This window comes from Vibrio sp. vnigr-6D03 (genome assembly GCF_002835515.1).
Classification (GTDB): Bacteria; Pseudomonadota; Gammaproteobacteria; order Enterobacterales; family Vibrionaceae; genus Vibrio; species Vibrio penaeicida.
Genome location: NZ_PIZL01000059.1, coordinates 1 through 13,415, shown reverse-complemented (window position 1 = coordinate 13,415; position 13,415 = coordinate 1). Strand labels below are relative to the sequence as shown.

Genomic DNA, 13,415 nt, shown 5'->3' with positions numbered 1-13,415 from the left:
GATCAAGTCTGAATTAATACATATAAAAGCGTACACTCCAAAGTAAAATCGGCGTACGCGCCAAAGTGGAAATGCGTTCTCTAGATATTTAAGTACCGTTTTGTTTTTCTGGGTTGTCTGCTAATTCGTCGGAGAATTGTGACGCTATATCAGCGAAGCGGTCTTCTACTTTTTTAAATGCTTCTATTACCTCTGGATCAAAATGGCTGCCAGCAGACGACTCAATGATTTCTACGGCTTTACTATGGGGAAAAGGTGGCTTGTAGACTCTCGATGAAATAAGCGCATCATAAACGTCTGCCACTGCCATGAGCCTTGCGCTTAATGGTATTTGTTCCCCCACCAGATGTTCAGGGTAGCCAGACCCATCCCATTTTTCTTGATGGTAGTATGCGATATCTTTGGCATGCACCAAAAATGCACAAGTAACACCCAGTGTTTTTTCAACGGTGTCTATGGTGTCCCCCCCTAACCTTGCGTGATCCTTCATGATCTCAAATTCTTCATCAGTCAGTTTGCCTGGTTTCAGTAAGATATTGTCAGGAATACCCACTTTACCGATATCATGTAAAGGTGCGGACTTGTAAAAAGCTTCGATGGTTTCTGGCGTCAACTCCTCGGTGTACTTAGGATTTTGAGCCATGGTTTCCGCAAGAACTTTTACATACTTCTGCGTTCTACGAATGTGATTACCTGTGTCGTTGTCTCGTGTTTCTGCTAATGAAGCCATAGCGAGAATAGTTGCGTCCTGCAGCATTTCCAGTTCTTCTGTTCGCTCTTTTACTCGCCTTTCCAACTCTTCGTTGTGGTCTTTTAAGCTATCTAAAACATATTGAAGTTTCAGATGTGTTTGCACACGTGCTAATAATATTGGAGGGCTGATGGGTTTCAATATGTAGTCTACCGCTCCGACATCGAACCCTTTTTGTTCATCTTCAATTTGAGATTTCGCAGTTAAGAAAATGACAGGGATAGATTCTGTCTTTGGGTTTTTCTTTAGTTGATAGCAGACTTCGTACCCATCCATCACGGGCATCATAATGTCTAACAACACCATATCCGGCTTAAAACGTTCGCACAATTCTAGTGCCTGCATGCCGCTCACTGCAGCTAACACTCTATACTCATCTTTAAGCAACCCCGTAATCAACGTTCGGTTTTCTGCCGTATCGTCAACGATTAAGATGGTTTTTTTATCACCTTGCTGAGACAATTTAAGCTCCTTGCACTTTTCCCATATCCAGTGGATATAAGTTCACTAAGCTTCTTAAAATGGAGGCTGCTTGATCAAAATCACAGTCATGAATCAATTGGCAGCATCGAGCAAACTCTTCGCCGCCTAATACGGCTTCAAAATCTTGGTGGTGTTCTTCAAGGAAGTCGATCGCGCTCGCATCGAAGTTTTGTAGTAGCTCGTCTAGCTGGTGGGCTCTTCCAAGAATGTCTCCGTTCACTTCTTGTTTCTGTGTCGGGAGTGCGTGACCAATCACTCCAGATATGTCTGCAAATAAGACATGTATATATTCTTCTATTTCGTCGAGAAGAGTCGACGTCTCATCTTGCTTTTCACCATCGATCAATATTTCGAGCCGGGATGCCATATCTGACAGCCGCATCAACCCCATATTTGCTCCCGAGCCTTTTAAGGTATGAGCTGCCATTGAAGCGCCTCCTTTGTCTTGCTTCTCGAGCATAATGTCGATGCGCTTGCGAAAATCTATCTCTTTGTTAATCAACTGCCCAAGGAGTTTTTTAAATAGCGTTTCATTTCCACCGACTCTAAGTAAGGCATTTTTATAATCAATTGCGTCTAAATCATAGAGTGTTCGATTTTCTCTTTTAACCGGTTTCTCTTTTCCTTCACGTTCAACGTTGACTGCTTTAGGCAATTCCTCGTGATTTGACGCTGTTTGTTCAACCTCTTCTTGCTCGACATCAGGTTTTGGTAGCGCCATTTGCAGCACCTTAAGCTTTTCTCCTGCCCACTTACGAATCAATTGGTATAACGTTTCAGGGTCTATGGGTTTGGATATGTGATCATTCATACCTAGGTTTAAGCATCGTTCGCGTTCTTCGACCATGGCGTGAGCTGTCATAGCGACTAAAGGGGTGTCTGCGTATCGGCTGTTTGAACGAATTCGCTTACTGGCCTCATACCCATCCATCACAGGCATTTGCAAGTCCATAAAAATAATATCGAAAGGCACTTCGCCATCGCCACTAGCGGATAAATGTTCAAGTGCTTCTTTACCATTATTGGCTATCGTGACCTCCATGCCTTTACCTGACATTAGCTCAAACGCAATCTGCTGATTGATTTCATTATCTTCAGTCAACAGGACTTGAAGCCCATTAAACTCGTCATTGTCTTCAGTTCGAGCCGCATCTGATAATTCCGCGAACCGATCTTCACTGGAAAATAAATCGATTAAACAGTCATAGAGAGATGATTGACTGACCGGTTTAGTTAGGTAATGAGAGATATCTATACTGTTGGATGCCTTTTTAACGTCATCCTTGTCGTAGGCTGTGACCATCACAACCTTAGGCTGTTTCTCAATTTCTAATTTTTCTCGCATCAGCGTGACGGCTTCAATCCCGTTCAGCTCTGGCATATTCCAATCCATCAGTACCAACGAATAGGGATTATTCTGATTGATATGCGCCTCAATCATGTCATACGCTTCTTGACCACTACTCGCTGTTTCCGGCCGAATAGGCAGGGTTTCCAGCATTTCAGACATGATTTCAAGCGCGTGATGATTGTCGTCGACAATAAGTACTTTAAGCTCATCAAGCATGTCTGGACGAAGCGACGTCCATTTGTCTTTTGAATTTTGAATTTGGTCAGCTAAATCAAACCAAACATTAAAGACAAATGAACTTCCAACATCAGGCTCACTGTCTACGCGAATATTACCGCCCATTAACTCTATAAGCCGTCGACATATTGATAGCCCAAGCCCGGTACCGCCATATTTCCTTGTTGTACTTCCATCCGCTTGAGTAAACGCAGTAAACAGCCTACTCGACTGTTCAGGTGTCATTCCGATACCGGTATCGGCAACGGTAAATTCAAGCTCAATTCGGTCACCAATTTGTTCAAGGAGTTCGACAGATAACGTAATCTCTCCTGAATCAGTGAATTTCACAGAGTTGTTCACCAAATTAATGATCACTTGACCGATTCGAAGTGGGTCACCAATGAGTTGTTGCGGAATAGTTCTAGGAATATGGAAAAGAAGCTCTAGGTTTTTCTCAAAGGCTTTTTGGCCCGTTACTGTAGAGACATTTCTGAATACGTCATCAAGCGTAAACTCGATATTCTCCATTTCTAACTTGCCCGCTTCAATTTTGGAAAAATCGAGAATGTCGTTGATGATCCCAAGCAGCAACGTACCAGAGCTGTGAATTTTCGAAACATAGTCGCGTTGCTTGGGTGACATATCCGTTTTTAATGCAAGGTGCGCCATACCTATAATGGCGTTCATTGGCGTGCGTATTTCGTGGCTCATGTTCGCCAAGAACATGGATTTCACTTCTACCGCTTCTTCGGCTTTTGCCATGGCCGCGTTGAGTTCTTGCTCCGCAAGTTTTCTTTCTGATATGTCTCGAATGAACAATGTTGCCTGACATAAGTCTCCGAGCTGAAAGATAGTCATACCGATTTCTGCGGGGATTGTGCGGTCAAATTTGTCTTTTGTACTCACTTCAAAGAACTGACCTGCGAGGCTTTGTTGGACTTGCAAATCCAATTTGTGTCCCAAAACACCTTCTAAGCGTGTTTCACCTTCCATTTGGAGTAATTCTTTAATTGGATGGGTGATAGCTTCTTTTGAAGAGTAGCCATAAAGCTCTTCAGCGTTTTTATTCCAGCTGATGATCTTGCAGTCTTTGTCTAACAGAATCACCCCAATAGGCGCACTATCAACGATAGTTCGAGACAGTTCTTCAGACTTTTGCAAGTCGACAGTTTGATTTTCAATTTCCTTTTCGAGCCCTTCTTGATGACGTGCTAGAGCCGAATTTTTTGCCTGTAAATCAACCATTAGCTCTTCAACTGTTTTAACAGCTAATTCGCGTTCTAAAAGGTCTAACTCAAATAAGTCAAATGGGACTTTTGCTTTAATATCTAATTCAAGAGTTTTATTAGAATAACGAAATGAGACACGGGCGTGATTGAGTAGCACGGTATCGATCTCTTGCTCGATAGGAAAGCTAGTAAACCGTATAAGATCCTCATCGGCGAGGATTGTAAAACTCATCGGTGAATAATGTTTATTGAGGACAGTAAAAAACTGGGCAAACTTTAGCCCCCACTTATCGGTTTCTACACTCGTATACCCGCTACTACGTAAAACGCTGAGTACCTTTTTACGCGCCAACAGTAAGCTCGGCTCACTACCATCTATCGTCAGTATTCCAATTTCATTCATTATCACACCTAACTACTATTACCGTCGCATCATCATGTCTTTTACTAAACCTCTCCATGATAATGTTCGTGGCGGTTTCGGCGGTTTCGTATTTTAGAGTAGGACATTCGCTTAAGCTGAAATGCTCTTTTATTCCATCGGTTGTTAGGACAAACATATCTCCGACTTGATAGTCGTCGGAGGTCGGTATTAGTGAAGGTATTCTTTCTCCAACAATACCGGGCTGCGCGTTCAGACTGGTTGAAGTTTGAGAAATCACTCTTACGCAGTTGTTACCAACATTTAAGCATTCGAATTTCTTCTTCTTTCGGTCAAGCGTAAACAGTGTAACGGCCGCACCAATACTTCCTCTAAACTCTTCATCTAGCTTCTTAAGCAACCATTGCAAATCAAATGAGTTTTCTCTATTAATGGATAGCTCCATCTCTCGGGATAATTTTGCCGCGCTCTGTCCGTGACCAAGTGAATCGATAATCGCGATGAATAGCCCTTGGTCACTTTCCAAAATAACTGAGCCATCTCCACAGACGACTTCACCGAAATAGGGACGGCTTCTCACGCCGTATGTAAACGTATTCATACTACCCATTTTCTCGCTACTACTTGAGTGCCTGTTGGAGAGGATTCAATATAAAATTCATCCATCATTCGTTTCACTCCCGGTAAACCCAAACCAAGAGTGCCAGACGTGCTTTCACAATCCCGCAACGCTTTCTCGATATCGTCTATCCCCTTTCCTTGATCCTCTGCACGTATCTCAAGCCCTTTTTTGGTGCTTGTTACCATCTCATGCAAAAAAACATTTCCCGACTTAGCATATTTAACAATATTCATCGCCAATTCGGACACGCTGGTTGAAATTTCACTCACTTCAACTGCACTAAAACCGATCCCTTTAGCCAAAACAAATGCTGCCATCACAACCGTCATAACTTCAGATTCCGATGACACGAAGAACATTTCTTCTCTATGACGGCTTTGGTCAAGAAACCCTTCCATTAGCACGCTCCTGATCGAGTTTTGGCTATAAGTTCAACGCCTTGCTCTAAACTCGCGACCGTTTTTAACCCTTCAATTTCTACCCCTAACTCAACAAGTGCGCAAACAATACCCGGACGAAGCCCAACTAACACACACTGGGTTCCCATCATTCCGGCGGAGTCAATGATTCTTCTTAACTGCTCGAAGTTGTCTGTATCCAATGTACCGACGCCGGAAAGGTCAAGAAGCACACCATCAACCGCCCTACTGTGGATTTCGTCGAGCAATTGTTTCTGAAAACCTTGTAATATAGAGCCCGTTAAATTCACTTGAATAGAAGCTATTAAGGTCGAATCTAAACTGTTGATGGTGATTGCAGATTCCATAAATCCCCTTACCTAGCGTTTAGCATTGACGTCTAAACCCACAATGTTGAATGCCTCTTCCAGCGCATCTCGTAACGTTGCATTAGTTTTTACTTCACCAACATTAATACCAAGCTGAACCATGGTTTGCGCAATGGCAGGAGAGACTCCAGAGACTAAACATTCGCATCCCATTAACCGGGTCGCCTTGGTAATTTTAATGAAATGATTAGCAACAGCTGTATCAACAACGGCTACGCCTGAAATGTCCATAATGAAGATTTTTGCCCGAGCGTCTGCGATTTTTCCGAGCACTGCACTCATAATGTCCTGAGCACGCTTGGAATCGATAATTCCCACAATAGGTAACATCAAGATGTCTTGCCAAATCATGGTGACGGGTGTCGACATCGCAAGCAGAGCTTCACTCTGTTCTGATATACGTCGGTTGATTAGGTTGGAATAAGTTTCCACCACGATGGTGGTGTCCATATGTAAGAGCTTGGTAAATGCGGTGACTAAAGAGCTGTATTCATCGCTGTATAAGCTTCCGTCGTACATCCGTTTTGTAAAAATCACCATCGACATGTTCATTCCAGCGAAATACGTCGGTAACGATAGACCGACACGGGCGTGAACTTCACCAATTGCTACTCTTTCAGCTATATATTTTCCATCAATTTCCGCTTCGAAGAAGGTTTCCCAATAACGAACTTGCGCGCTTTGCACTCTTCCAAGGCGATTGCTGTCTACAAAAAACTGCTTGTACTCTGGAAGAGACTCTAGCCACACGTAAAAATGGCGAACATACTCATCAAGTTTAGGAACCATCAGCTTGCCAAACTTTCGAATAAGGGCCAAATCAGTTTCCGTTAGATCGTGTAACGCCATCAGCGAAGTTGGATCGCTTCCAGTACCATTGCTTGAATTCATATGCTCCTCCAGAAACACAAGTCCATAATAACCCCGTCAATATTGTTGTTTTATAATGGTGATAGGATTCACACTACTTTTTTTAATAGTAGTCAAGGATCTTATAGATGAGAGGTTTTTGTAGACATTTGATCAATTCATTCTGAGCTGAATACGTATGATGAATGGCTTTTTCAAACAAACCTTTTCCGTTAGAATACTTTCTTTTCTAAGCTCAGAGGCTGTTATGAAACGCGTTGTCCTGTACGTGAAAGACAAGTGTCCACACTGTAAATCTGCACAACAGTATCTTGATTCAAAAGGAATTAAATACAGATTGTGTAATGCAAAAATGCAACGTGGCAGAAAAGAACTGGATGCCATCGGAGCACGTTCTGTTCCTGTGTTAAAGGTCGGAGATCAACTTTTAATTGGTTGGAATCCAAGCAATTTCGAAAAAGTTTATAAGTCCTAAATTCGGAGGGTCGAACCGCAGCAATGCACTTACGGATTCGTCTTCATATAAGCTAGAAAAACGTCAGCTTATTTATGCTGACGTTTGACATAATCGATAAAGGTTCGATTCGCGAGTGAGAGATACCCTCCTTTGCGCCATGCAATAGCCAGATCAAGGTGAACAGGTGTATCGAATGGAATCGCTTTCAAACCTGGCTCATTTTCTGTTACCAGCTCCAGTAGTGCAGTAACCGCAAATTCTTGTCGTACAATTTTTAAAATCATAGTTAGCAAGTTTGTTTCAAAAGAAAACGTCGCTTCATGCCCATGAGTGACACAAACATTGTCGATAAAATCCCGATGAAAGTACCCTTTTTTGAACATAACGAGTTCTTGTTTGAAAAACGTCTCATAGGAAATCGAACGTTCGGAAGCTAAAGGATGGTGTTCCCCGACCACGGCAACCATTTGAGAGCGGAATATAGGGTCGACTTCAAGAGAACAAGGAACATCTTCATTTAGAATCACCCCAATATCCAATTCCCCGCCAAGCAACATTTCTCTTATCGATTGTGTACCTGCCTCGACCATCGTCAGTTTTAAATTTGGGTAAGAAGCTTTAAACCCCATTAATATTTCAGGGAAATAGTAGGATCCCATCATGCTTGGCAACCCTAACCGGACTTCACCTTTTTCCAATCCTTTAAGCTCATCCATAGCGACTTTCGCGTCATTGAGTTGCTGAATGATATTTTTTGCAAAAGGCAATAACACTTTGCCTTCATCAGTTAACGTCAATCGCCTTTCATCACGATGAAATAATGCAATTTCGAGCTCGGTTTCTAATTTTTTGATTGCGATGCTGAGAGCGGGCTGCGCAATATTCAAAGCCGCCGCGGCCTTTGTTACATTGCCGAATTCAGCCACTTTAACGAAATACCTCAGAGGTTTACTTTCCATATATTAATTATATCAACCTAATTAACTTAATATATTTTAACTATAACGCATGAATCACTAATCTGTGTATAGGATTTTTAACCCCAATGTTGCCATGATTTGTACCGATAGCCCGTTATACCGTTCAGTTAGCTTTGCATTAGCATTTGGGTCCTTTATCGTTTTTGCAAACCTCTATTTGTTTCAGCCCATGTTGCCTCTGATGGCATCACACTTTGACGTGTCCTCTACTCAAATTAATTGGGTCTTAGCAGCCAGTACTTTAACGCTGGCACTGTCTTTGATCCCATGGGCGGTGTATTCAGAAACCGTCGGTCGTCGTAGGGTCATGTTAATCAGCCTGTTTTTGCTTCCGTTTGTAGGTCTAATACTGCTAGCTTCAGAAAGCTTGGTAGGATTAACCCTATCAAGGGCTGCAATGGGCGCTTCATTAGCGGGGTTTGCTGCTGTAGCGGTTGGGTACATGGCAGAAGAATTTTCCCCTAAAGCACTAGCGTTGGCCGTTGGCACGTACGTGAGTGCCAATTCTCTTGGGGGCATTGTGGGTAGAATTTACGGCGGAATGATCACTCAGTATTTCAACTGGCAAGTAGCGGTACTCGGAATGGCTGCTTTTAGCTTGTTTGGTGCCATCTTGGTTATGCGGTTACTCCCTACCCAGCGCCATTTCAAACCTCAACCAGGCATGTTCTTTCATCATAATCGGGGGGTTATCCGTCATTTAAAAGATCCCAAGTTACGTTACGCCATGTTACTTGGGGGACTGAATTTTGCCCTTTTTGTCAATTTGTATTCTGTTACCGCTTTCCGGTTGGTAGAACCGCCTTACGAACTCCCCGTAGGCATTGCGTCTATGATCTTCCTCTGCTATTTAGCGGGCACCATTAGCGCGAGATTAAGTGGTTTATGGAGAAAACGCTATTCGGTGGTTTCAGGAATAATCGTTGGGACACTCATTAGCGCAACGGGCATGTTTGTCGCCTACATAGATTGGTTAGCGGCTTTGATTGGAGGGTTACTGTTAATTGGCTTCGGCGCTTTTTTTGTCCACTCTCTTGCCTATGGTTTCGTAAGCCAAAATGCCGTTCAAGCCAAAGCAACGGCAACCGCCCTTTATTTGGTGCACTATTACGTGGGTGGGAGTTTGGGTGGTTTTCTGCTGATTTACTGTTGGCAACATGGTGGTTGGGGAACGGTGATAATTGGAGGCAGTGTACTCTATACCATCATACTTTTGTTATGCCGAATCCTTCGCTCATATGAACAGCGCCCTTCGAAGCTTAAGGAGGCGTTGGAATCTTGAGGCATCTCACTCACGCTTGTGGTACGCTTCCGCCCAATAAAGCTAATACGCAAAAAGCAATACTTTAGAAGCGATAAGAAGTCTCCCAATGTTGAAGCAACATGATGCACAAATACACCAGCAGGTCACTCAATGGCTAGAAGATGTGGTTATAGGTTTGAACCTGTGTCCTTTTGCTGCCAAACCCAATCGTAACAAGCAAATTAAGATAGCCATCAGCCATGCTGAAAAAGAAGAGCTTTTGCTCGAAGACATTCTTAACGAGCTCAACGAACTTAATGACTGCGAACCAGAGAAGCTCGAAACCACACTGGTTGTTGTACCAGACATGCTCGATGATTTCATGGACTATAACTTCTTTATAGATTGGGTTGAAGCACTCATCAAACAACAAAATTGGGAAAGCATCTATCAAGTTGCTACTTTCCATCCAGACTACTGTTTTGGTGGTGCAGAGCCGGAAGATGATGAAAATCTAACCAACCGTGCACCTTTTCCCATATTTCATTTGATTCGCGAAGAGAGTATGGAAAGAGTACTGAAACACTACCCAGATCCAGAATCGATTCCAGATACTAATATTGAAAGGGTTTCTAACCTTTCGGAAGCGGAAAGAAAGAAGCTCTTTCCTTACTTGTTTGTTTAACCCTGTTTTAGGATATTCACTTGTCTCAATCATCATTTTCATCAATTGGTCTCAAGCCAGAACTTCTCACTAACCTTGATTCGATGGGTTATAAAGAGATGACTCCGATTCAGGCGAAAAGCCTACCTCAAGTTCTTTTAGGGAAAGACGTTGTTGGTCAGGGTAAAACCGGTTCAGGTAAAACAGCCACATTTGGTCTAGGACTACTGCAAAACCTAGACGTTAAAAAGTTCAGAGTACAGTCTTTAGTCCTGTGCCCTACTCGCGAATTGGCTGATCAAGTCGCGAAAGAAATTCGCAAGTTGGCGCGTGCTATTCATAACATTAAAGTACTGACCCTATGTGGCGGTACACCAATGGGTCCACAGATTGGTTCTTTAGAGCACGGTGCGCATATTTTGGTTGGTACTCCAGGTCGAATCTTAGACCACTTGGAGAGAGGTCGCATCAATCTCGATCATCTGAATACATTGGTTTTGGATGAAGCTGACCGTATGTTAGATATGGGCTTCCAAGATGCGTTGGATGCGATTATCGAACAAACGCCTAGAAATAGACAAACCTTACTGTTCAGTGCCACATTCCCAGAATCCATTGAAGCCATTTCAAAACGAATTCTTCGTAACCCAACCATCGTTAAAGTGGAGTCAACTCACGACACTGTGAGTATTCGACAACATTTTTACAAGGTAGACAGCTTTGAAGAAAGGCTGGAAGCGACACGCCTGTTGCTTATGAATGACCAGCCTGAATCCACCGTGATTTTCTGTAACACCAAGCGGGATGTAGACGAAGTCGCTGATGAACTTCGCTACCGTGGGTTTAGTGTTATTGCGCTACACGGCGATATGGAGCAAAGACAGCGAGACCAAGCACTGGTTCAATTTGCAAATAAGAGTGTTTCAATTTTGGTCGCAACGGATGTCGCCGCCAGAGGACTTGATGTCGACAACCTAGACGCGGTGATCAACTTTCATTTGGCTCGTGATCCTGAGGTACATGTTCATCGAATTGGTCGAACAGGTCGAGCAGGCGCGAAAGGCTGTGCGCACTCCTTCATTAGCGAAAAAGAATCGTACAAAGTTGCACAAATCGAAGAGTATTTCGATTTTGAAATATCACCTAAAGCGCTGCCAAGTGATGATGTGCTTGATGCCCCGACTTTTTACGCCAAGATGGTGACACTTCAAATTGATGGCGGCAAAAAGCAAAAAGTAAGACCGGGGGATATTTTAGGTGCACTGACTGGTGATAAGGGCATTTCTAGTGATCACGTAGGTAAGATTAACGTATTTCCGATGAGCGCTTATGTCGCCGTAAATACATTGAGCGCAAAAAAGGCATTTAAGAAACTGGAAAGCGGAAAGCTTAAAGGCAAACAATTTCGAGTACGCTACGTGAAAAACTGATTCGACGTGCGCTATCATCTCGACGTTGAACTTAATCTACGTGATGATAATTAATCCACTTCGAACCCGTTGTATACTACCCTATTTCTTCCGTTTTCTTTGGCTTCATACAGCGCCGTATCTGCGGATAAAATGAAGTCATCTAATAAAGATTTAGGGTCTTCTACATAAGATGTGTTGAACTTAAAATGGCAAACGCCAATCGACACGGTAACGGGTTTTTCATCGACCATGGTTCGGGATACGCCCGACATAATTCGGTCACAAATCTTTGAAATGTCGGAATGATTGGTTCTGGGCAACCAAATCACAAACTCTTCACCGCCAAATCTGGCAATTAAATCCACATCTCGTATCGCGTCTGCGATACCTGATGCTGTTTCCGCAAGAATTTTATCGCCGAACAGGTGACCGTGGTTATCGTTTACTTTTTTGAAGTGGTCAATATCGATCAGCGCAACCGCACCTTCAGCTCTGTCGTACGCAAGCCGACCAATAGAGCGAGGAATCACACTTAACATAGAATGACGATTAGGCAGTTCCGTTAATGGATCAAACAATGCCAGTTTCTCAAGCTCCCCATTCAACTTTTTCAATTCTTGCTCTTGCTTGTTGCGGACAAGCTCAACTGAAATCCAAGAAGCCATTAACTGAAGCGCATCAATATCAACTTGGCTAAATTCTCTTTCATGGGGCTTAGGGCTTGAAAAGTTAAGCGTACCGAACAACTTGCTCCCAACATACACAGGTATACCTATGTAGGATTCAAGAGCAAATGCTTCATATGCAGGATGAACAGAAAACTCATCATGCTCACCAACGTGCTCTATCGCTACAGGCTTATTAGAAAAACAAGTAACTTCGCAATATGTATTGAGAAACGGGAAGGTATCGCCGGGGTTGAGTTCGATGTTGCTTGGGCAATACACGTTAACGATGGTGTATTTCTCACTTCGAATTCTGGACAAAATACCAATATCCAATTGAAAGCGCTCACAACCTAGCTGGAGCAACTCTTGGATTTGAACATCTATCCCTTTCGAAAAACTGTTCGTAATTTCGTAAAGACGACGTATAACCTTTTCACTTGAGCTCTGGTCATTCATACTTCTGCCTTAGATTCCCTCTCATAGCCTGCAGTAACATTTTTATCCTTAAGGAACTATTTTCTCTGACCTAGCAGGTTAAGTTTAGCTATAAAGCTCACAAATTAAAGCAAATGAAGAAAATTAGTTTTTCTGGTAACATTTCGAAAAATTCAAACGAGAAGCATAAAATGCAACTGACAAAGCTGACTCAAGACCTATACGATCACCTATATCAAGACATTACTGAATTCCGCTCTACTTTTGACTTACCTGTCGCGCAGCCAGATTCACTGGACGAAAAAGCCGACCAACTTCATTCTTCTTTAGCCATTGAAGAGCTCACAGAGCTCGCCGAAGCCGACTGTAAGACTGAACAGGCGGATGCTATTGTGGATACGGTGTACGTCCTGATGGGCCGTTTAGTGCACCTTGGGCACAGTAAAATGGAAAACAACATTGCGATCAGTTACCTGATTGACCTGCTTCTTCACGTCGCTGCTAACCGCGAGATTGATTTTGTTCCATGTTGGGATGAAGTGCATTCCAGCAACATGAGCAAAGTGTGCCGTAACGAAAATGAATACAACGAAACAGAAGCGCATTACGCAAAACAAGGCGTGAAGCTTGTAGCGGTAACTAAAGGCGAATACATCATTGCTAAGTGTGCAGAAGATGTAACACTTGAAGGCAAAACCATTCGCCAAGGAAAGGTTCTTAAGTCGGTATACTACCGCCCTGCTGATCTGGCAAAACTAACGGCTTAAGTCGACGTTTATACCCAAAGTAACCTCAAGATGCTTGGGTATACTAGCCGCAAGCCCGAGTTTCAATACTCGGGCTCAGACTGCTGACAAAGGTC

At 43.1% G+C, this 13,415-nt stretch carries 13 protein-coding genes; 5 read left to right on the top strand and 8 right to left on the bottom strand.

Annotation, left to right across the window (positions count from 1 at the left end; genetic code table 11):
- Positions 1–88: 88 nt before the first annotated feature.
- From CW749_RS27205 to CW749_RS27180, 6 genes are read right to left on the bottom strand one after another with little or no spacing between them, the layout of a single operon-like run.
- Positions 89–1,213 carry a two-component system response regulator gene (locus CW749_RS27205; protein ID WP_101115607.1) on the bottom strand — a complete coding sequence of 375 codons (1,125 nt, stop codon included), beginning with the start codon at positions 1,211–1,213 and terminating at the stop codon, positions 89–91.
- A gap of 1 nt (position 1,214) precedes the next feature.
- On the bottom strand, positions 1,215–4,436 hold the full coding sequence (locus CW749_RS27200) for a response regulator (RefSeq protein ID WP_101115606.1): 3,222 nt from the start codon (positions 4,434–4,436) through the stop codon (positions 1,215–1,217).
- Entirely contained in the window at positions 4,429–5,016 is a 588-nt protein-coding gene (locus CW749_RS27195; RefSeq protein WP_180958507.1) for a SpoIIE family protein phosphatase, read from the bottom strand. Before CW749_RS27195 ends, CW749_RS27200 begins: the two co-directional genes overlap by 8 nt.
- On the bottom strand, positions 5,013–5,435 hold the full coding sequence (locus tag CW749_RS27190; RefSeq protein ID WP_101115604.1) for an anti-sigma regulatory factor: 423 nt from the start codon (positions 5,433–5,435) through the stop codon (positions 5,013–5,015). Before CW749_RS27190 ends, CW749_RS27195 begins: the two co-directional genes overlap by 4 nt.
- Positions 5,435–5,803, bottom strand: a complete 369-nt coding sequence (locus CW749_RS27185; RefSeq protein WP_101115603.1) for an STAS domain-containing protein — start codon at positions 5,801–5,803, stop codon at positions 5,435–5,437. Before CW749_RS27185 ends, CW749_RS27190 begins: the two co-directional genes overlap by 1 nt.
- A 12-nt stretch (positions 5,804–5,815) precedes the next feature.
- A complete protein-coding gene (locus tag CW749_RS27180; RefSeq protein WP_101115602.1) occupies positions 5,816–6,715 on the bottom strand; it encodes a protoglobin domain-containing protein in 900 nt (299 codons plus the stop codon).
- A 226-nt stretch (positions 6,716–6,941) separates the two neighbouring features.
- Here CW749_RS27180 and CW749_RS27175 point away from each other — a divergent pair, with 226 nt between their 5' ends.
- Positions 6,942–7,169, top strand: coding sequence for a glutaredoxin family protein (locus tag CW749_RS27175; RefSeq protein WP_101115609.1), 228 nt, complete (start codon positions 6,942–6,944; stop codon positions 7,167–7,169).
- A 68-nt stretch (positions 7,170–7,237) separates the two neighbouring features.
- Here the strand turns inward: CW749_RS27175 and CW749_RS27170 are convergent, their stop codons facing one another.
- Positions 7,238–8,110: a LysR family transcriptional regulator gene (locus tag CW749_RS27170; protein WP_101115601.1), complete on the bottom strand. Its 873-nt coding sequence runs from the start codon at positions 8,108–8,110 to the stop codon at positions 7,238–7,240.
- Positions 8,111–8,204: 94 nt separating this feature from the next.
- On the opposite strand from CW749_RS27170, the gene CW749_RS27165 reads away from it, so the two are divergent.
- The 3 genes from CW749_RS27165 (at position 8,205) to dbpA (ending at position 11,468) form a co-directional block, all read left to right on the top strand.
- On the top strand, positions 8,205–9,413 hold the full coding sequence (locus CW749_RS27165; RefSeq protein WP_101115600.1) for an MFS transporter: 1,209 nt from the start codon (positions 8,205–8,207) through the stop codon (positions 9,411–9,413).
- Positions 9,414–9,501: 88 nt separating this feature from the next.
- Entirely contained in the window at positions 9,502–10,059 is a 558-nt protein-coding gene (locus CW749_RS27160; protein ID WP_101115599.1) for a DUF1415 domain-containing protein, read from the top strand.
- A gap of 20 nt (positions 10,060–10,079) precedes the next feature.
- Positions 10,080–11,468, top strand: coding sequence for an ATP-dependent RNA helicase DbpA (gene dbpA / locus CW749_RS27155; RefSeq protein WP_101115598.1), 1,389 nt, complete (start codon positions 10,080–10,082; stop codon positions 11,466–11,468).
- A 50-nt stretch (positions 11,469–11,518) separates the two neighbouring features.
- Here the strand turns inward: dbpA and CW749_RS27150 are convergent, their stop codons facing one another.
- A complete protein-coding gene (locus CW749_RS27150; protein WP_101115597.1) occupies positions 11,519–12,574 on the bottom strand; it encodes a sensor domain-containing diguanylate cyclase in 1,056 nt (351 codons plus the stop codon).
- Positions 12,575–12,744: 170 nt separating this feature from the next.
- Here CW749_RS27150 and CW749_RS27145 point away from each other — a divergent pair, with 170 nt between their 5' ends.
- The gene (locus CW749_RS27145) at positions 12,745–13,320 is read left to right on the top strand and encodes a nucleoside triphosphate pyrophosphohydrolase family protein (RefSeq protein ID WP_101115608.1); all 576 of its coding nucleotides are present in this window, start codon (positions 12,745–12,747) and stop codon (positions 13,318–13,320) included.
- The last annotated feature ends 95 nt before the right edge of the window (positions 13,321–13,415 follow it).